The sequence below is a fragment of the Tenacibaculum skagerrakense genome (assembly GCF_004345825.1).
Classification (GTDB): domain Bacteria; phylum Bacteroidota; class Bacteroidia; order Flavobacteriales; family Flavobacteriaceae; genus Polaribacter; species Polaribacter skagerrakensis.
This window is the reverse complement of sequence record NZ_SLXM01000001.1, coordinates 746302-767553: the sequence shown is the minus strand read 5'-3', so window position 1 is coordinate 767553 and position 21252 is coordinate 746302. Positions and strand designations below refer to the sequence as shown.

At 31.5% G+C, this 21252-nt stretch carries 19 protein-coding genes and 1 tRNA gene; 10 read left to right on the top strand and 10 right to left on the bottom strand.

Translation table 11 applies throughout. The features are described 5' to 3' along the window. The 7 genes from purE (at position 1) to EV195_RS03540 (ending at position 7237) form a co-directional block, all read left to right on the top strand. Entirely contained in the window at positions 1-480 is a 480-nt protein-coding gene (purE, locus tag EV195_RS03570; RefSeq protein ID WP_132793007.1) for a 5-(carboxyamino)imidazole ribonucleotide mutase, read from the top strand. 88 nt (positions 481-568) lie between these two features. Then, complete coding sequence (locus EV195_RS03565) at positions 569-2593, top strand: M3 family metallopeptidase (protein WP_132793004.1); 2025 nt, start codon at positions 569-571, stop codon at positions 2591-2593. A gap of 59 nt (positions 2594-2652) precedes the next feature. Further along, on the top strand, positions 2653-3222 hold the full coding sequence (locus EV195_RS03560) for a Crp/Fnr family transcriptional regulator (RefSeq protein ID WP_132793001.1): 570 nt from the start codon (positions 2653-2655) through the stop codon (positions 3220-3222). 55 nt (positions 3223-3277) lie between these two features. Beyond that, positions 3278-4042, top strand: coding sequence for an MBL fold metallo-hydrolase (locus EV195_RS03555; protein WP_132792998.1), 765 nt, complete (start codon positions 3278-3280; stop codon positions 4040-4042). Positions 4043-4089: 47 nt separating this feature from the next. Further along, entirely contained in the window at positions 4090-5310 is a 1221-nt protein-coding gene (locus tag EV195_RS03550) for a carboxypeptidase-like regulatory domain-containing protein (protein ID WP_132792995.1), read from the top strand. A 58-nt stretch (positions 5311-5368) separates the two neighbouring features. Next, positions 5369-6436: a carboxypeptidase-like regulatory domain-containing protein gene (locus EV195_RS03545; protein WP_132792992.1), complete on the top strand. Its 1068-nt coding sequence runs from the start codon at positions 5369-5371 to the stop codon at positions 6434-6436. 39 nt (positions 6437-6475) lie between these two features. Further along, positions 6476-7237 (top strand): cyclase family protein, encoded by a 762-nt coding sequence (locus EV195_RS03540; protein WP_132792989.1) that lies wholly within the window; start codon positions 6476-6478, stop codon positions 7235-7237. On the opposite strand, the gene EV195_RS03535 is transcribed toward EV195_RS03540, so the two are convergent. Both EV195_RS03535 and EV195_RS03530 read right to left on the bottom strand, forming a co-directional pair. Next, positions 7234-8478: a glycosyltransferase gene (locus EV195_RS03535; protein ID WP_243693056.1), complete on the bottom strand. Its 1245-nt coding sequence runs from the start codon at positions 8476-8478 to the stop codon at positions 7234-7236. The genes EV195_RS03540 and EV195_RS03535 overlap by 4 nt on opposite strands. Further along, complete coding sequence (locus EV195_RS03530) at positions 8479-8949, bottom strand: heme-binding domain-containing protein (RefSeq protein WP_132792986.1); 471 nt, start codon at positions 8947-8949, stop codon at positions 8479-8481. A 97-nt stretch (positions 8950-9046) separates the two neighbouring features. Between EV195_RS03530 and lpdA the strand changes: the two genes are divergently transcribed. Then, positions 9047-10447, top strand: coding sequence for a dihydrolipoyl dehydrogenase (gene lpdA, locus EV195_RS03525; protein WP_132792983.1), 1401 nt, complete (start codon positions 9047-9049; stop codon positions 10445-10447). Between the two features lie 136 nt (positions 10448-10583). Here lpdA and EV195_RS03520 read toward each other — a convergent pair whose 3' ends face one another. The 7 genes from EV195_RS03520 to EV195_RS03490 all read right to left on the bottom strand — a co-directional run bounded on the left by EV195_RS03520 (position 10584) and on the right by EV195_RS03490 (position 18241). Further along, entirely contained in the window at positions 10584-12722 is a 2139-nt protein-coding gene (locus EV195_RS03520; RefSeq protein ID WP_132792980.1) for a peptidylprolyl isomerase, read from the bottom strand. Positions 12723-12835: 113 nt separating this feature from the next. Continuing rightward, positions 12836-14128, bottom strand: a complete 1293-nt coding sequence (locus EV195_RS03515; protein WP_132792977.1) for a hemolysin family protein — start codon at positions 14126-14128, stop codon at positions 12836-12838. After that, complete coding sequence (locus EV195_RS03510; protein ID WP_132792974.1) at positions 14128-14322, bottom strand: hypothetical protein; 195 nt, start codon at positions 14320-14322, stop codon at positions 14128-14130. The genes EV195_RS03515 and EV195_RS03510 overlap by 1 nt, the downstream gene beginning before the upstream one ends. Then, positions 14322-14894 (bottom strand): LPS export ABC transporter periplasmic protein LptC, encoded by a 573-nt coding sequence (lptC, locus tag EV195_RS03505; protein ID WP_132792971.1) that lies wholly within the window; start codon positions 14892-14894, stop codon positions 14322-14324. Before lptC ends, EV195_RS03510 begins: the two co-directional genes overlap by 1 nt. After that, a complete protein-coding gene (locus tag EV195_RS03500; protein ID WP_132792968.1) occupies positions 14894-16213 on the bottom strand; it encodes a hypothetical protein in 1320 nt (439 codons plus the stop codon). The genes lptC and EV195_RS03500 overlap by 1 nt, the downstream gene beginning before the upstream one ends. Positions 16214-16227: 14 nt before the next feature. Continuing rightward, on the bottom strand, positions 16228-17520 hold the full coding sequence (locus EV195_RS03495; RefSeq protein WP_132792965.1) for a mitochondrial porin family protein: 1293 nt from the start codon (positions 17518-17520) through the stop codon (positions 16228-16230). After that, positions 17513-18241 carry a type III pantothenate kinase gene (locus tag EV195_RS03490; RefSeq protein WP_132792962.1) on the bottom strand — a complete coding sequence of 243 codons (729 nt, stop codon included), beginning with the start codon at positions 18239-18241 and terminating at the stop codon, positions 17513-17515. The genes EV195_RS03495 and EV195_RS03490 overlap by 8 nt, the downstream gene beginning before the upstream one ends. 100 nt (positions 18242-18341) lie before the next feature. Between EV195_RS03490 and EV195_RS03485 the strand changes: the two genes are divergently transcribed. Beyond that, positions 18342-18414 (top strand) — tRNA-Phe (locus EV195_RS03485). 45 nt (positions 18415-18459) lie between these two features. Further along, positions 18460-18738: a GIY-YIG nuclease family protein gene (locus EV195_RS03480; protein ID WP_132792959.1), complete on the top strand. Its 279-nt coding sequence runs from the start codon at positions 18460-18462 to the stop codon at positions 18736-18738. Between the two features lie 180 nt (positions 18739-18918). On the opposite strand, the gene EV195_RS03475 is transcribed toward EV195_RS03480, so the two are convergent. Then, positions 18919-21219 carry a S9 family peptidase gene (locus EV195_RS03475; RefSeq protein WP_207899764.1) on the bottom strand — a complete coding sequence of 767 codons (2301 nt, stop codon included), beginning with the start codon at positions 21217-21219 and terminating at the stop codon, positions 18919-18921. Positions 21220-21252: the final 33 nt, after the last annotated feature.

The window sequence follows — 21252 nt, the reverse complement described above, 5'->3', positions numbered from 1 at the left end:
ATGGTAGGAATTATCATGGGAAGCGATTCAGATCTTCCAATTATGCAAGAAGCAATAGATGTATTAGAAAGTATGGACATTCAAATTGAGGTAGATATTGTATCTGCTCATAGAACTCCAGAAAAATTATTTGATTACGCTACCAACGCTCACAAAAGAGGTATACAAGTAATTATTGCTGGTGCTGGCGGAGCAGCGCATTTACCAGGAATGGTAGCAAGTATGAGTCCGCTACCTGTAATTGGTGTTCCTGTTAAAAGTAGAAACTCTATTGATGGGTGGGATTCTGTTTTATCCATTTTACAAATGCCAGGAGGTGTTCCTGTAGCCACTGTAGCTTTAGATGGAGCTAAAAACGCTGGAATTTTAGCAGCTCAAATAATTGGTGCTTCTGATAAATGTGTTTTAGATAAAATTATTGCTTACAAAGAAGGCTTAAAATTAAAAGTAGAAAAAGCTTCAGAACGCGTAAAAAAATAAGTACCTTAGTAACAAGAATATCATAAAACCTCATAAAACAACTTTTTTATGAGGTTTTGTCTATTTAGAACCAAAATATAATAGTAAAATGAACAATCCATTATTACAAGATTTCAATACTCCTCCTTTTACTCAAATAAAAGAAGAACATTATAAAACAGCCATCAAAGAAGCAATTGCAATGGCGAAAGAAGAAATTGAACAAATTGTTAAAAACACGGACGCTCCTACTTTTCAAAATACCACCGAAGCACTAGATAACACAGGAGAGAAATTAGATAGAATTACTTCAATATTTTTCAACTTAAACTCTGCTGAAACGAATGAAGAAATTCAGAAAATAGCGAAAGATATTTCTCCTTGGTTAAGTGAATTTAAAAACGATATGATTTTAAACGCTGATTTATTCAAAAGAGTTAAAGCAGTATACGATCAAAGAGCGTCATTAACATTAACTCCTGAGGAAGATATGTTACTTGACAAACAATATAAAGGCTTTTCAAGAAATGGTGCGAATTTGAATGATGAGAAAAAATCTGAACTGAGAAAACTAGACACGGAACTTTCGAGATTATCGCTTCAGTTTGGAGAAAATGTATTAGCTGACACCAATGCATTTGAATTATTATTAACGGATGAAGAAGATTTAAAAGGATTACCAGAAGGAGCAAAAGAAGCTGCAAAGTTAATGGCAGAGCAAAAAGAAAAAGAAGGCTGGTTAATTACCTTAGATTATCCAAGTTATATTCCTTTTATGACCTATGCTGAAAATAGAGAATTACGAAAAAAATTGTCTATTGCAATGGGCAAAAAAGGTTTTCAAAATAATGATAACAACAACGAGGAAATTGTGTTACAAATTGTAAAACTTCGTTATAAAAGAGCCCAACTTCTAGGGTATAATTCTCACTCACATTTTGTTTTAGAAGAACGTATGGCTGAAACTCCTGAAAAAGTTCTTTCGTTCTTAAATGATTTATTAGAAAAAGCAAAACCTGCCGCAGAGCGCGAATTTAAGCATCTTGAAAATTATGCTAAAGAACTTGATAATATAGAACGTCTTGAAAAATGGGATAGTGCGTATTATTCAGAAAAACTAAAGAAAGAGTTATTCGATTTAGATCAAGAAGCCTTAAAACCATACTTTAAACTAGAGAATGTAATCAACGGTGTTTTTGAAGTTTCTAATCGTTTATTTGATTTAAATTTTGAAGAAATTGATTCAATAGAAAAATACCACGAAGATGTAAAAACATACAACGTTACCGATGGTAAAGGAAATTTTGTTTCGCATCTTTATGCAGATTTTCATCCGAGACCAGGAAAACGTAATGGTGCTTGGATGACATCTTATAAATCACAACAGATTAAAAATAGTGTAAATGATCGACCACAGGTTTCTATAGTTTGTAATTTTACCAAACCAACAGCTACTAAACCTTCATTACTAACTTTTAATGAAGTGACTACCTTATTCCATGAATTTGGTCATGCACTACATGGAATGTTAGCAAACACTACCTATAAAAGTTTATCTGGAACCTCTGTTTCTTGGGATTTTGTAGAATTACCAAGTCAGGTTTTAGAAAACTGGTGTTACGAAAAAGAGGCTTTAGAACTTTTTGCGAAGCACTATGAAACAGGAGAAACCATTCCGATGGAATTTATTCAAAAAATAAAAGAGTCTGCTACGTTCCAGGAGGGAATGCAAACCTTACGCCAATTAAGTTTTGGTTTATTAGATATGAGTTGGCATTCAGGAAATCCAGAAGATATAACTTCTGTTAAAGAATTTGAATTGGAAGCGTTTAGTAATACAAAATTGTATCCTGATGTTGCTGAGAATTGTATGAGTACTGCTTTCTCTCATATTTTTCAGGGAGGTTACTCTGCTGGATATTATTCGTATAAATGGGCAGAAGTTTTAGATGCCGATGCTTTTGAATATTTTAAAGAAAAAGGTATTTTCAACAAAACTGTTGCATCTAAATTTAAAGAGCATGTATTATCTAAAGGAGGAACTGAAAAACCTATGGAATTATACAAAAGATTTCGTGGACAAGAACCAAAACCAGAAGCTTTATTAAAAAGAGCTGGCCTTTTAACAGCTTAACCTATATTTTTGAGTTGCAAACACTAAAAACTGTTTGCAACTCTTTTTAATTTAAACATATGTACGATAAGATTTCTAAATTCTTTGAAACAGAATATCCATTAAACCAACATGGAATTGAAGAACTTTTATCGTTGTTCAAAAGAAAAGAGTTTAAGAAAGGTGAAATTCTGTTAAAAGCTAATACTTCTGAAAAAGAACTGCGTTTTTTAAATTCCGGAATTGTAAGAGAGTTTTATGCTACTCCCGAAAAAGAAACCAATATTAATTTTTACACGAAACCTCAATTTGTTTCCGACTTATTTTCTTTCAGTAATAATAGTTCTACAAATAAAAATCAAGAAGCTTTAAGTGACATAGAATTATTAACTATAGAAAAAGAACCTTTCACAAAACTCTTAGAGAAATATGAATGTGGTAAATCTTTTATTGATTTATCTTTTCAGAAATTGCTAAAACAAAAAGAGTTATTTGAATATAATAGGATTACAAAGTCTGCTGATGAATTGTACCAAGAACTATTTATTTATAAAACTCATTGGTTAGAAAAAATTCCTCAATATCATATTGCTTCCTACTTAAATATTACCCCTGAAACTCTCAGTAGAATTCGAAAACGTATTTCTTGATTTGAATCAATGGGAAAGATTATACTAACGAGTTACTTTGTTAAAAATAATATCCATGAAAATTCATCACATTAGAAATGCAACTATGGTTATTGAAACCAATGAAGCAGTAATTTTAGTAGATCCAATGTTAGGAAAAAAAGGAATTCTTCCTCCTTTTTCATTTATACGATTTAAAGCAAGAAAGAATCCTACAGTACCACTTCCAGAACAGACTAATGCTATTCTCGAAAAAGTTACGCATTGTCTTATTACACATACGCATCCAGATCATATCGATATGGCTGCAGAACGATTTTTAATTAAAAATAACATTCCTGTTAGTTGTAGTGTTTTAGATGAAAAAACGTTCCGTAAGAAAGGATTAAACGTAGTAAGTACTATTCAATATTGGAAAGAAACTTCTTTTTTAGGCGGAAAAATCGAAGGAATCCCAGCGAAACATGGTTACGGATTTGTATCAAAACCTATGGGAAATGTCATGGGTTTTTTCATTCAACTTCCTAATGAACCTTCTATTTACATAAGTTCTGACACCATTTATACAAATCATGTAGATAAAGTTTTAAAAGAATACAAACCTGCTATTAGTATTGTAGCTGCTGGCGCTGCACAGTTTGATATTTTCAAACCTCTTTTAATGACAGTAAAAGACATCGTAAAATTTATTGAAAACGCACCTAGTAAAGTTATAGCTAATCATATGGAAGCTGTAAATCATTGTCCCACTACTAGAAAGCAACTACGTGAAATTCTTCTTGAAAGAAACTTATTACAAAAAACTTATATTCCTGAAGACGGAGAATTAATACATTTTTAAGAAGTTAATTTTTATGAAGTCCCTATTTTTAGACAAAATTTATTTTCATGAAAAAGGGACTTTTCATTTTTCTTTTAGGTACCTGCCAATTTATTTTTGCTCAATACCTCGTTAAAGGAAAAATTATTGACAAAACTAATACTCCATTAGAAGGTGCTTCAGTTTATTTTAACAATACTACTATTGGTACTTTAACAGATGTAAATGGTGAATTTGAGTTGAATGCCAGTAATAATAATTATACGCTTGTAGTTTCTTATTTAGGCTATAAAACATATCAAAAGCAACTAGACATAAGTAATACTTCTTTTCTCACAATTTCCTTAGAGGAAGATAATGAGATGCTAAATGTGGTAGAGATTCCTAACACAAAATATGATGATGAATGGAAATACAATTTAGCTAGTTTTAAAAAAGCTTTTTTAGGAAGAACAAAATTAGCTGAAGAATGTAAAATATTAAATGAAAAAGACTTGCATTTTGATTTCAATCGAAAAACAAATACATTAACAGCTTTTGCTAAAAAGCCATTAAAAATTAAGCATACTGGCTTAGGTTATTTAATTACGTATGATTTGGTTGATTTTACATTAGATAGTGAAAAAGTGTTTTTTAGTGGTTATGCTCAATATCAAAATCTTCGAAAAACAATTCGTACTAAGTGGAAACAAAATAGGTTAACTGCTTATAATGGTTCACAAATGCATTTTTTAAGAAGTCTTTTAGCCAAAGAATTTGAACAAGACGGATTTGTAGTGAATCAATTTAGAAGGGTGAAAAATGAAGAAAGACCTTCTGAAGAAGAAATTAATTTTGCAAGAGAATACATCAAATTACATGGAAATGTAATCGACTTTTCCATTCCTGTAACAGCACCAAAAACTAAACTTGATAGCACAAGATTAACACTCAAAAAAGCACGAGAGCTTCCAAAGTTTCGAGATTATTTATACAAAAAAAATGTTCCTTATGAGGAAATGATTTCTTTTGAAAAAGACGTTCCTTTTTTAGATTTTAAAGATTATTTATCAATAGTTTACACAAAAGAACCAGAAGAAGAAAATTTCATAAAAGGAGTGTTTTGGAGTAGAAGAAGAAAACCATTGAACGTTCAAACTTCTCACTTAGTTTTATCAAACGGAAAAGTGCAAATAGATCCATCAGGAATTCTTTTAGATCCAAGTGCTTTTTACCAAGAGGAATATTGGGGATTTGAAGCTTTTGCAACCATGCTTCCTTTGGATTATCAGCCATCCAAAAACAAATAAAACAATCGGTTGTAAAGTCTTTTGATAAAATGCTTATTTTTAAATACAAATTTGCATTATGAAAGCGATACCCTTAATACTATTTTGTTTTTTAACCCTCTCAATACTAGCACAAAAAACCATTACAGGAAAAGTTATTGACAACAATAATAATCCGTTAGAGGGTGCTTCTGTTTTTTTGAATAATACTACCATCGGTACAATTTCAAATGAAAATGGAGAATTTGAATTAAGAGCACCGAATGATAACTACACCTTGGTTATTTATTTTATGGGATTTAAAACAATTCAGAAACCAATTACTCTTGAAAAAGATGAATATGTAACTGTTCAACTTGAAGAAGACAATGAATTATTAAACGAGGTAGCATTAGACATCAATCCTAAAAATAATTTTAAGGATTTTAAACGATTCCGTCAGGCATTTATTGGTAATACAAATTTCGCTCAAGGCTGCGAAGTTTTAAATCCTGAAGTATTGAAATATTATTTAAACTCACGAACTAACAAATTAACCGTCAAAGCCAAAAAACCCATTGAAATTCTTAACTCTAAATTAGGATATAAAATATACTACGACTTGGTAAAATTTACTGCCGATGCTAAAGCTACTTCCTTTTATGGACACGCAAGATATGTTGCATTAAAAGGAACTAAAAGACAGCAAAAACGATGGGAAAAGAATCGCCTTAAAGCATATAACGGATCGTTACTTCACTTTTTTAGAAGTTTGTATATGGCAAATGTACAAGAAGAAGGTTTTGTTATTAATCAATTTAAAAAGCAAAAAATCATCTTAAAGAATGGTGAGAAAACGAAAAATATTCCTTTAAAACAAAATTTAAACTACGATGATTTGGTGTTTAGAATGAAAGGAAAAACCTTTTTAAATTTTAATTTTTGGCTTGAAGTAATATACAAGAAAGAAAAAGAAGAATTAAACTATAGACGTTTTGGCAAAAGACTTAATCAACAGGAATCTACTATTCAATTGCTCGAAAAACCTATTGAGATTTTACCTTCTGGTAAATTGGTAAACCCATTGGGGATTTTTACAGAACAATACTGGGCTTATGAAAAAATGGGCGATTTACTACCAACCGACTATCAACCCAAAAAAGAATAAACTATTTTAGTCATTCCAAATAATCTAATTACCTACGAAATGAAAATTATCGACCTATCTAAGCCAATTCAATACAATAAGAACGACCCTTGGTTTATGAAAGTAAAGATCAAACATAAACCGCATAAAAAGGCAAAGTGGTTGATTCGCTTTTTAGGCTTACCTTTTAAATTATTTCCTAAAAATTTTACTGGATGGGCAGATGATACTATTCAAAAGATGGGAGTTCATTCTACAACACATATAGATGCACCTTGGCATTATTCACCAACAACAAATGGAGAAAAATCTAAAACTATTGATGAAATTCCACTAGATATTTGCTACGCAGATGGAATTGTAATCGACATGAAACACAAGGTTGATTTTGATCCAATTACCGTTAATGATATTGAAAAGTTTCTTTTAGAAAACAATTTAGAAATTCAATCTGGAATGATTGTATTGATAAAAACAGGTCGCGATAAATACAATGGTACAAAAGACTTCCATAAAATTGGTACAGGAATGAGTGCAGAAGCTACTTCTTGGCTTATTGATAAAGGAATAAAAGTTATGGGAATTGATTCTTGGGGATGGGATTTACCACTTCCATACATGCTTCAAAAAGCTAAAGAAACAAACAATTCTGAATTATTCTGGGAAGCTCATTTAGTCGGACAAGACAAGGAATACTGGCACATGGAACAACTAGTTAATTTAGACGCATTACCTTACTCTGGGTTTAAAGTTGCTGTGTTTCCTTTAAAAATCATTGGTGCCTCAGCTGCTCCTGCGAGAGTTGTAGCAATGATTGATTAATCGGTCTCTTTCTTATTCTTCTCTTCAATCCACTTACTCATGTATTTAGTTGATTGAAGTGTTTGGTGTTGCAATAATGAACCTAAGAAATTATTGGTTCTATGATTTTCTAAATCCAAGATTAACTCGTTAATTCTATCTATAAAACTAGTTTCTAAAAGCTCCCTATTATAAATTGAATTTATTATAGCTATTCCGTTTTCCTGAACCGTTTCCCAAACATTCTCATCGGTATAAAGAGTAACCGCTTTATCGGTAAAATCATCTTCTGAATTGGTTATAAAGCCATTCCATGGAAGATCTTCATGCATTCCTTCTGCTCCAATAATAGTAGTTACACTTGGAGTTCCACAAAGCATAGCTTCAGTTAATTTACCTTTTATGCCAGCTCCAAATCGTATTGGTGCTAAAACCACTTTTGCTTTAGACACAACTTCGTTTGCATTTTCTGCAAAACCTTTCACCAGAAATCCTTGTTCAGGTTTATGTAATTGTTGAATTTGTTGATTGACATAAGACCCGTAAACATGTACTTCAGCTTGGGGTAATTTCTTCCTAATTGTCGGCCATATTTTCTTCAATTCTAAAACGGCATCTATATTTGGTTGATGAAAATAATTCCCAATAAACACAAAGTTCTCTCTTTCTGAAAATGGCAACCAAGAGTCGATTGTAGCATTAGAAATTGAGTCTAGCATAAAAGGTAAATACAATAACAAAGATGGATCAATCTTGAAAGTCGTTGTTAATAATTCAACTTCATAAGAAGAAATAATCAAACTCAAATCACAACGCAAAATTGAAGCAACTTCTCTTTTAGCATCGATAGATTTTAAAAGTGCTTCTTCAGAAAATGGAATTCCTTTTTTAAGCTGCTGATGTCTTACCTTTCTTAAAAAATGAAGATCTTCAGTATCTAAAATCCGTAATGCTTTCGGACAAAATTCAGCTACTCGCCAACCAAACTGTTCCTCCATCATAAATCGATCGAACAGTACGATTTCTGGCTGAAGTTCTTTAATATAGGTGTCAAAACTGGAAGAATTCAGCTCTATTTGAACTTCCTCTACTCCTAGTTTCGACAACTCAATTGCTTTATCTCCTTTTTGGGCAGGACTTGCAAAAACAACTTGGTAATTTGTATTTATAAAAGACTGAATGAGCTGTAACATTCTTCCACCTGCCGCAGAAGAATTTGGTTCAACCCATACATATCCGATAATTAGAACTTTTTTACGCAACTATTTTTGAATTTGAGCTTCGTAATTAGCTTGAACAGTTTTTGCCCAGTTTACTACTTCCGTTATTTGTTCATCCGTTAATTTCGCTTCACTGTGTGTCCAAGTATATGAATTTAAAGGCATGTGTTTTTCCTCAACTTCTTCCCAAAACTCTTCCATTTTGTGTTCTTTTCTCTTTAAAGAATAAGCTGCCCATTTAGAAAAGTTTAAATGTTTTTTTCCGTCTTCTACGTGGTGATTCATCCAAAAATTAATCGGAGCTACTGAATGATACCAAGGATAGTTTGTTTTATCACTATGACAGTCATAACACGCATTTTTTAAAATTTTTTGAACTTCTTGAGAAGGTTTAGTCTCAGTCACAAAAGCATCTAAAGAGCTTAATTCTCCATTATTCTTTTCTGTTGGAATGAACTGAATGATTAACAATAATCCTAATGCTACCCATCCTATTTTTTTTACTATTTTCATACTATAATTAAGATATTCGTTTAAAAATAGCAATAATACAGAATACTCAGTTTTTATGAGTAAATAATTGTAATTTTGTAGTAAAATAAAACATCTCATGAAATACGATATTATCGTTATAGGTTCTGGCCCAGGAGGATATATTGCTGCGGTAAGAGCTTCTCAATTAGGTAAGAAAGTTGCCATCATAGAAAAATATTCAACATTAGGAGGTACCTGTTTAAATGTAGGATGTATTCCTTCTAAAGCTTTATTAGACTCATCACACCATTATTATGATGCTGTTCATCATTTCGAAGAGCATGGTATTTCGGTTGAAAATCCTAAGTTCGATTTCGCAAAAATGGTAGATCGTAAAGCTAAAGTTGTTGAGCAAACTACCGGTGGTATCAAATATTTAATGGATAAAAACAACATCGATGTTTATGAAGGACTAGGTTCTTTTGAAGATGCTACTCATGTAAAAGTTAGCAAGAACGATGGTAGTTCTGAAGTGATTGAAGGTACAAATATTATTATTGCTACAGGTTCTAAACCTTCTTCTTTACCATTTATCTCTATAGATAAAGAACGTATCATTACTTCTACAGAAGCATTAAAATTAAAAGAAGTTCCAAAACATTTAATCGTAATTGGAGGTGGAGTTATCGGTTTAGAATTAGGATCGGTTTACAAGCGTTTAGGTGCAGAAGTAACTGTAGTTGAATATGCTCCTTCTATTACTCCAACAATGGATAAAGATGTTTCTAAAGAATTAACTAAAGTTTTAAAGAAACAAGGAGTTAAGTTTAATGTTAGTCATGGTGTTACTGCTGTTGAAAGAAATGGAGACGAAGTAACTGTTAAAGCGAACAATAAAAAAGGAGAAGAAATTACTTTTACTGGTGATTACTGTTTAGTAGCAGTGGGCCGTAGACCTTATACTGATGGTTTAGCGTTAGATAAGGCTGGAGTTAAAGTTACTGAAAGAGGACAAATTGATGTAAATGATCATTTACAAACAAATGTTTCTAATATTTATGCTATTGGTGATGTGGTTCGTGGTGCAATGTTAGCTCACAAAGCGGAAGAAGAAGGAGTTGTTGTTGCTGAATATTTAGCTGGAGAGAAACCACATATCGATTATAACTTAATTCCTGGTATTATTTATACTTGGCCAGAAGTTGCCGCTGTTGGTAAAACAGAAGACGAATTAAAAGAAGCTAATGTAGATTATAAATCAGGAAAGTTCTCAATGCGCGCTTTAGGTAGATCAAGGGCTAGTGGAGATATTGATGGATTTGTTAAAGTATTAGCTGACAAAAAAACTGATGAAGTTTTAGGAGTTCATATGGTAGGTGCGCGTGTTGCTGATTTAATAATGGAAATGGCAGTTGCTATGGAATTTAGAGCATCAGCAGAAGATATCGCTCGTATTTGTCACGGTCACCCAACGTATTCAGAAGCTGTTAAAGAAGCTGCTAAAGCTGCTTGGGACGGAAAGCCTTTAAACGCTTAAAAAAGATTTAAAAACATAATACAAAAGCAATCTCAATTGAGGTTGCTTTTTTTATTCAGCTTAAATTTCAAAAACGTATTCAAATAAAAAAAGCCGAGTACAAAACTCGGCTTTAACTATATTTTAAAATTGATTCTTATTGATCAATTCCATAGAAAGAACTAACTCCATCTTCAATATCAGAAGCTTTTTTAATTGCTTCATACATGTTGAAAGTTTGGTTTTTTCTTTGATTCGCTATCCTCTTACGATACGTATCATAGTTAGGTAATGCTGTTGGTAATTCTTTCCCTGTAACTACAAAAGCATATACTCCTCTATCTCCAACAACCTCTTTAACTAATTCGTTCTCTTTAGCATTTAACATAGCTCCAACAACCTTAGGCTCGAAACCAATTCCAGTGATAGTAGGAGAACTTAAATTAACATCTGTAATAGATCTTAAAGTTTGTTTGTTTGAAGAAGCAATCTCTTCTAAAGTGCTACCCGTAGAAAACTTACCTTTTAAAATTTCAGCTTTCTTTTCGTTTAATAAAATCGGACGTACTTTGTTAATTGCTTTATCAACTGGCTCTAATCCTTTTTCAGTAATAGTTGTTAACGTTGCTACTACATATCCACCTTCTACATCAAAACGCTTATAATCTCCTTCTGTAACATCTTTTCCAAATGCCCAAGTAATAATTTCTCTTTGATTTCCTAAACCTGGTACATTCTCGTCTAATGCTTTTAAACCAACTGCAGGTAATGCTGTTAATTCTTTTTGCTTAGCTGCCTCATCAATGCTTGTTCCCTTAGAAATTTCTAATGCAAATGTTTCAGCATCTTGGAAAATAGCATTTTCAGTAATTTCAGAAGCTTCAATTTTACGTCCAAACGTAGCCAGCTTTAATGCTTTTTGCTCCTTCTTTTGGTCGTCAATCTTGATTATATGATAACCAAATTTCGTTTTCACAACCTGAACATCTCCTTTCTTATTGTTAAAAATAAATTTTGCAAAATCTTCATCAAAATTAGGAGAGAACCCTACGTTGTAAGTTGTCCATCCTATTTCCCCGCCTTTACCTTTAGTTCCATCTGTATTAACTTCATCTGCTACTTGCTTAAACTTTGCTGAATTATTCTTAACTAAATTATAAATACTATCTGCTGTTTTTTTAGCTTGTTCTTCTGTTCTAGTAACAGAAGCGTCTGCTCTCATTCCTCCAACAAAAGGGATTAATATGTGACTAGACTTTACAGAATCAGGCACATTTAAAACCTCTGTAATTTTTGATAATTTAAAGAAACCTTGATCTTTGTATGGGCCGAAAACATCTCCAGCTTTCCCATTAAATAAATCTTCAGCAATTATCTGAGGAACTTGTCCTTTGAACTGTACTTTATCGTTTAAAGGCAAATCAGAATTTGTTTCTTCAAAAAATAATTTATAATCAGTTGTAGATTTTAAACCAGGAACTATTTGTCCTTGCTTATTTGTTGAGTCTTCAATTAATTTTGCAACACCCGCTTTAATTTCAGCTTCATCTTCTGGAGTTGCTTTAATATTGAATTTTACATAACGAATGTCTCTAGAAGCTTCTACTTCAAATTCAGAAGGGTGATTTTCAATATACTTCTTAATTTCTCCTCTAGTAACAGTTATGGAACTATCCGGAACAGAAGTATATGATAAGAAAACTAAATTTGCGTTAATCTTAGTATTTTCTGTTAAATACTCGTTTTCTCCTTCTTTTAAAGAAGCACCTAAACCAGCAGCTACTAAATTATCATATGTAGTTTTTTGAAGGTTGCTCTTAACAGAAGCCATATATTGTCTCCAATTAGCCCATTCTTCTCCATTTTCAACTTTAATAGTAGCTAAAAACTCTTTGAATTTTTCCTTATCAAAAACACCTGTTGTAGAAAATCTAGGATCATTTTTGATGAATTCTGTTTCGTATAATGCTTTTAAAATATCAGCTTCACCAACTGTAATTCCAGCTTCAGCTAACTGACTTTCATAAACTTTTTGACGTAATAAGTTATTCCAAACTGTTTTGGCTGCTTGCATTTCTGAAACACGGTTTCCAGTTTGTCTTTTATAATTATCTAATGCTTCTGCAAATTCTTGACGAGTAATCGTTTCTCCATTTACCTCACCTACCTCGTTCATCTTTGTAGAATTAAAAAAATCTGATAACGTTGATGGATCTAATACAAAAGAAAATAAAGCTAAACCTACTATAAGAATTAATAACCAAGAGCGTTCTCTAATTTTCGATAAAATTGCCATTTCTACATTTATTTTATTAACAGTGTGCGAAAATACAATTTCGCATTTAATAATGCAATGTTTTTGAAAGTTTTACTAGGTATAAATTATTGATTACTTAAAAGCCTATGTAGCTAGCTTTCTGTAGGAAGTACTTCAAGATGAATTGAGTCTATTTTTGTAGAGCTTACTTTACTTATTCTAATCTTAAAATTATCGATTTGGATTTCTTCATCTTGCTCTGGAATACTTTCTGTATGATTAATTATAAATCCTCCTAAAGTTTCGTAGGCTTCTTCTTTAGGAATATTTAAATTGTATTCTTCATTAAGATAATCTACCTCTAAACGTGCAGAAAAATTAAATTCTGTTTCACTAATCTTTTCTTCTAACAAATCTAAGCTATCGTGTTCATCTTCAATCTCACCAAACAATTCTTCAACAATATCTTCAACGGTAATAATCCCTGATGTTCCTCCGTATTCATCTACCACTAAAGCGATACTTTTTCGCTTTTTCATCAATACATTCAACACATCACTGATCATCATCGATTCAGGCACAATCTCTACAGCTAATAAAATCGACTTTATAGTTCTTGGCCTTTTGAAAAGTTCATATGAATTTACATACCCAATTACATCATCTAATGAATTATTGTAAACAAGAATTTTAGAATAACCACTTTCTATAAATGCTTTTTTTAAGTTAGATACTGTTTCATGAAGCTCAACTGCCACTATTTCGATTCTAGGAACCATAATTTCTCTAGCCTTTACTTTATGAAATTCTAAAGCATTTTGAAAAATTTGAATTTCAGAATCTACTTCTTCATCTTCCTTATTGGTTTCTAGTTGTTCTGTAATGTAATTCCCTAGTTCTTCTTTACTAAACTCAGTTTGAATTTCATCTCCTTCTGTTTTAAAAATTACACGAAGAAAAAAATCTGATATCGCAGAAATAAAGCTTGAAAGAAAATAAAATAAGTAAAAGAAAATGTATGCTGGGATTGCGAAAATTTTAATTGCTTCGTTAGCATAAACCCTAAAAAGTGCTTTCGGTAAAAACTCAGCAGTTACAAGAATTACTACCGTAGAAATTAAGGTTTGTGTAAGTAATTGTAAATCTTCTAATAAGTAATTTACTATTGCTATTTCGGAAGGAAGAAAGTTATGAAACCAATTCATTAACAACTCTCCCATAAAATAACTATACACTACTAATGAAATATTATTACCCACAAGCATTGTAGTAATAAATCGAGATGATTTTTCAGTTATAGTGGTTAATATTTTAGATATAAAATCTCCTTTCTTTTTTTCTAATTCTAGATATAATCTATTTGATGATATGAAAGCAATTTCCATACCTGAAAAAAAAGCTGAAAAAAGAATTGAAATGAATATAATTACAACCTCGTAACTCATTATTGATTATTTCGTCGCTCTATTTTTTTTCTAAAGTTACGTTTAAATAAAAAAATTAACAACATAAATATCGCAAAAGCTATACTAAAATAGGCTTGACTTCTATCGGCAGACCATCTAGTTGCAGCATCAATCAAAAGCACAACAGCTACAACTAAATATCCATATTGTGTATATCTCCAAATTTTATTCATTATAAATCTCCTTGTTTAGTTTCTACTTCTCCCGTAATATCTTTTAAAATCCATTCGGATAAATCTTGTTTCGACTCGAAACCATAACCATTAATAACACTACTTGGAGTGGTTAATCGAAAACCATCTTCTGTAAAAAAATACTTTTCTCTTTGGTCCCAAAAAAGTTGGTTCGTTTCTAATTTTAAACTATCTGCATGGTTAAACACTACAACATTTCCTTTAATTTCTGAAACTTGTGTTTTAGCATACGATAATGCATAATTCCCTGTGATTGTAGTTGAATCTTTTCCTTCATTATCATAGCTAACAATCTTAATTCCTTCTGGGAATTCATTATAAGGATGTTCATCTCTATTAGAAAAATCCTTTAGCAATGGGGTAATAAGTTTTGATGTTACTTTACCTGAATCTTTATAAACATGATAAGCATTTTTAGCAACACCAATTGGTAAGTTCTTATCCGCTAGTAAATCTCTTACTTTTTTTGCATCATTTGTACATGAAAAAAGCATTGCTATCAAACTAATGACAGCAATGCTCTTTAAAATATGTATGTTTTTTATTTTCATTAATTATTTGGTACGCGAACTGTTTCACCAATCCAACATCCAATTTTATGAGCACTTCCTGCAGCAACTCCTTTAGTAAAGATTAACTTTTTTGAAGGAACATTACCTCTGTAGCTACTAATATATCTTCCTGCTCCACATCCTGGGTCTACTCTTTGCGCTTTTTCTGCTTTATTTAAAGCTGCAACATAAACCATTCTCTTTTCAAATTCATCATCTCCACAAGAGTTTGCACTCTTAGCGTATAAACTTGCAATGAATAAATATGCTTTACCCATGTTTGGATTGTATTTTAAAGCTTCATAAGCTAATGCTCTTGCTCTACTACTATTTCTAGTACCTTGAGCTTCTCTTAACTTAAGTCTTGCTTTTTTATTAGGGTCAGTTTCTAATTCAAAAGCTTTCTTACGCATTGAAGCTGCTCCACTTTTATCTCCATTTCTTTCTAATACACCAGCAATAAAGTTGAATGCATCAGCAGACTGAGTTACATCGGCATAAGCTTTAGCCATTTTTTCGAATAAAGGATCCGTATCACACTCTTTGTTATATAATCTAGACACCCCTCTTCTTAACCAAACTCCATTTGTTTTGTTTGCTTCAAAATCTCTAGAGAAAATTGGAATTAATCTTTCACAAGTAGCGATTTCAGAAATATCAGCATCTAAACCTCCTTCAATTAAACCTAATGCTTTAGAGTTAGTAGTATAGGCTTTTAATAATCTCTTTCCTTTAGCATCTATAGTACCAAGAGAATCTTTTGCCATTAACTTACTGATCTTTTTGTTGTAATCATCTAATTTTTCTTCAACAGATTCCATTACATCATCATAAGTATCAAATACTTTTTGAGGGTCGCTATCTTTATATCTGCTAACAATACCTTTAAAATATTTAAAAATATTCTTAACTCCCATATCTTTAGGGTCAGCTTTGTAGGCTTTTTCAAGAAGACTAAAGATTTCATCTTCAGAACCTAAATTATTATCGTCTAAAAAAGTTGCATAATCACTATGTGCTTTAGCAACTCCTTTTTCAGGGAAGTTTGCTATACGCGTCTCGTATACTTTTTTATACAGAGCAGCATCTTTCAAATTATCTGCAGTTTTTGCTCCATATATATATATATTAACTGATAATTTAGGGCAATTTGTCATTAAGTAATTCAAATTCTCCTTAGATTGCTCATATTTTTTTGTATTAACATCTCCTTTAAATAAGTTATACTTGATAGTACAATCTTGACTTGCCTGAGCATTCAATCCTACTGCCGCAAACAAAAATAAACCTGTTAGTAAATACGTTGTTATTTTTTTCATTATTTCAGTTTTTATTAGTCTATCTGCCTTTTCTTAAACCAGTTTGTGCTGTTCAAAGATAAGCTTAATCTTACATTAAAGTAGCTTTCCTTTATTAAATTATCGTTGGTTGTACCTTTCTGTCCGTACTCAAACCCTAGATTCAAACTAGATAATTGTCTTGGCATTGGTAAACCAAAACCAAGATTTATGCCAAAATCGTCAATTGAGGTAAAATTTGTTCCAGAATTTGTTCCGTCAACAAGTAAACCTGTTTTCTGAAAACGCAATCCTCCTCTATAAGTGATTCTATCCCAGTAACTTGATATAGAATTTATTTTTGGAATATAATATCCTCCTAAGGATAATCTGTTAGATGATTCAAATTTATATGTTGATCCTTGAACCAAGTTACCTTCATTTACAAAAGCATCTTGAAATTCATAATCAATACCTGCATACCATTTATTTTCCTTTCCTATACCTATTCCCATAATAGTTTTAACAGGATTTATTAATTTCCCATTTACACTACGGTTATACAATGTATCTCTTGGTTCTTCTAAACCTGAAAAAGCTGAAAAATTGTATGAATATAGAATTTCAGAACCTGTAACACTCAAATCACTTTCTAATTGTAGTGCCAAACCAACATTTAGATCGAGATTATTATTAAGCTTTCTCTTGTACTGTGCGCCTAGCTTAAATTGACCTCCTCGAACTCTAGTATCTTTCTCATATCGTGTCAATAAACTAACATTAGCTCTTTGATTTGATATTGAGTTATTAATTGTTCCGAAAATAAATGCTGCTTCAAAACCAACAGCTAAATCTTTAAGTACATTAATACCAAAAGCACCAAACAACCTAGAAGTACCTCCGTTTCCTGAAAACCTCGTAGCTTCTAAAAAATCTCCATTAGTATCGTTAGTACTATTTAGTAATGCATATCCAACATTAGAAACTGGTTGTAAACCTGTTGTAAAACCTGCATTCTTTCCTATAGGAAACCCTAAAGCAATGTACCTTAAACTTGTAGTATTCCCTGAATCTTCAGAAGTACCATTCGAAATATTCAATAATGAAACTTCTCCTCCTAACGCGTAGGTAGCGAATCTAAGATCTGCATTTGCTGCTGGGTTAATAAAATTTAAGTGATTAACATCCTTTAATGCAACACCAATCCCTCCCATTGAGGCTTGTTCAACTGTAGTTCTACTAACATCTTCTCCGATACCAAAAAAAGAATAAGGTGAAGAACTATTCCTTTGCGCTACTAAAGACGCTGATATTGTTACTAAAACTACAATAAGAATTCTCTTAATCATCCGCTCTATTATAAATCAAAATTTTGTGTAATCCCTCCAAAACCAAATTTGGATTGGCAAATATGTGATTTTTTAATTGTTTAGCCAAAAAATTCGTATCACCTCCTGTTAAAACAACTGTTAAATCTTGATATTTACTTTTATACTGATTGATTACCCCATCTATTTCATTAACAATTCCGTTTACAACACCCGAATGAATACAGCTATTAGTACTATCTCCAATAAAATTCTCTGGCTCTTGTGATTTTAATAACGGTAATTTTGAAGTGTAATTATTTAATGATTTATATCGCATCTCTAATCCTGGAGATATAGCTCCTCCTAAATATGCTTTCTTATTCACAAAATCAAATGTGATACAAGTTCCTGCATCTATTAATAACACATTAGTGTCAGAATAGTTTACAGCCGCATATGCCGCCAAAGCAATTCTATCTACACCTAATGTATTTGGTGTTTTGTATTTATTTTCGAAAGGCACTTTTGTGCTATGATTTAATTCAATTAAACTTAAAATTTCATGCAATTTAGTAAGCTTATCTTCAGATAAAGTTGCTACTGCAGAAATTATTCCGCTAGAAATTTTATGTTTTTTAATAATTTTTTTTACTTCAGAAATTATTTTTTCTTTTTGAAAAACCACCAACTCTTTTAAGCTATCTTTTTCAAAAACAGCAGCTTTCACTCTGGTATTACCTACATCAATTATTAGTTCCATTGTTCTGTATTACGAGGGAAGCAAATTTATAATAGATTTTTTACATTTTTTTTTGGTTGTATTAAAAAAACTGTGTTATATTTGCATCCGCTAACGCGCTGGTACCTTAGCTCAGTTGGTAGAGCAAAGGACTGAAAATCCTTGTGTCCCTGGTTCGATTCCTGGAGGTACCACTTTAAAAGCCCTGATTATTCAGGGCTTTTTTTATTTTTCAAAATATGTATTTCTTATATATTATTTACAGTAAAACACTTAATAAATATTATGTTGGAGTAACTCATGATTTAAAATCAAGAATCGAAAAGCACAACCAACATTGTTATTCAAAAGCTTATACCAAAGCTGCATTTGATTGGGAATATAAACTTCAAATGGAATATAGTAAGGACGAAGCTCTTTATCTTGAGAAATTTATTAAAAAAATGAAAAGTAAAAAGTTTATCGAAAAAGTAATTAATAACACTAGAATTCTAGATAATATCATAGAAAAAAGATAACCTGGTTCCCCAGAAGCTTCGGGGCTGGAGGTACCACTTAAAAGCCCTGATTTTTCAGGGCTTTTTTAATTTTAATACTTAAAGCGAAAGATTAATCTTTATCACTTTTGATTATTTTAAATAAAAAAAAACCGAGACTTAAGATCTCGGTTTCTATATATTAGATTTTACAAATATCGATTAATGCTTTATCGGTTCTTTTGTTTTTCCTTTTAAATGTTTCGCATAGAATCCCATCATAGATTTATACAATGCAATTCTATTCTCTTCTTTACCAAAACCATGACCTTCATCATATCTTACCATGTAAGGAACATCAACACCTTTAGCTCTTAATCCTTCTACAATTTGATCAGACTCATCGATATTCACTCTTGGGTCGTTTGCTCCTTGAACAACAAATAATGGTTTATTGATTTTATCAATATGAAATACTGGTGAGACTTCATTCATGATTTCTTTCTCTTCCGCTATATCCTCATCGTACCAAATCTCTTTGATAATTTTTAAATAAGGTTTCCAATACGGCGGAATTGTTTTCATAAAAGTGAATAAATTTGATACTCCTACATAATCAACACCACACGCATATAAATCTGGAGTTTTAGTTAAGCCTCTTAATACAGCATAACCTCCGTGACTTCCTCCATAAATTGCAGCTTTATCTCCATCAACCCAACCTTTGTCTACAACATATTTTAATCCATCTTCTACATCATCCATTGCTTTTCTTCCTATTTCTTTAAATCCAGACTCTAAAAATTTACGGCCGTAACCTCCAGAAATTCTGAAATTCACTTGTAATGTAGCATATCCTCTGCTTGCAAATAATTGTGCTTCTGGATTGAAACCCCAAGAGTCTCTAATTCCTTGAGGACCACCATGTGGATTTACAATTACAGGTACTTTTTCTCCATTTAAAGCTTCTTTTGGTAAAGTAATATAGCCGTGAATTGTTACACCATCTCTACTTTTAAATGTAATTGGTCTCATTTCCGCCATATCTTCAGGGCGAAGCTGCGGCATCGTATTATATATTTCTTTTAATTCATTTTTCTTTAAATCATACACATAGTAAATACCATATAACTTATCACTTGTAATGTATAACATAAATTTAGTTTCATCATCTGTTTTACCTGTAACATAATACTGCATTCCTGGGAACTTTTCCTTTACCGCCTTATCTAACTTCTTGTATGTTTTACTTACAGGAATTAGAATATTTTTCTCTCCTTCGTACGTTAAATAATCTATAGTATAATTGTTCTTTTTAGATAATCCTATACCACCTACATCATATTTATCATTAGAAAAAATCTTCTTGATTGTTTTCTTTTTCTTAAGATCATACAATATGATTTCTGCTTTATCTGTTTCTAAATTACTTAACACATAAGCATCATGCGGATAATCTGTCGAATAATCAAAAGACAGAATACTAAAACTATCTTTCCAGCTTAATTCTCTTGATAATTTGTATCCTCCATTTCCATCTTCATAATACAAATTCATATTAACACCATCCTTCAGTTTTGCATATCCTTTTAAGTTTCCATCTTTATCGAATTGATAACCTGCAATTGGGTTACTTGCGTCTTTATTCTCAAATAACTGTTTAATTTCACCAGTAACAACATTTAATTTGTATGGTTCAAAAATTTGAGGATTATTCTTATTTAACTGGACAATAATATGATCTTTATCTTCTTTTAATAACGACTCAAAATTTGCTCTCACTCCTTCAAAAGGTGTTAAATCTTTATCGTTGCTTCCATCTAAATTTACAGCATAAATATGATAATTTTCATTTCCTCCTTTATCCATCGTATAGTACAAACGATTTGAATTTAGCCAACCATATCCACGTATCAATTCTTTCTTTTGCTCAATAACTCGCTTAGCCTCTCCTGTTTGAATATTCTTTACATATACATGTTGCTTTCCATTATCATCACTTTCTTTATATGATAGATAGTTACCATCTGGAGAGAAACGAAACGATACTCCTTTAGGGTTTGCAAAATAATCTTCAACCGAATATTTATAGTTACCTTTTTCTAAACTAGAAAGTTTCTTTAATTCATCTTCAGAAGAAACTAACTCAGGATTACCCGGCACTGTCTTTTCTGTTTTGTTTAATACTAATGGAATTTCCATTCCTCCTTGTTTAAAAGTTCCTTTGATTGAATTATCACTTAATTCTCCTGAATAGGTGATCCCTGCTTTTTTAAACTCAATAGTTAATATATTGTTTTTAAAAGTCGTAACATCCATTGAAATGTCCGTTGCTCCTTGCGAAGGACTATCCATTGTTGATGCGAAAGCCCCATCTTTTTCGGAAATATTAAATATTAATGGCATTTCCATTCCTTGTACTTTTAATGTTCCCTTCCAACTCCCCACGATTTTCTGGGCATTTGTTATAGAAACACTAACTACAAAAAATAACATCGCTAATAGTTTGTTGTTTGTTTTCATTTTAATTTTGCTTAAGGTTATTGTTAATCTTTA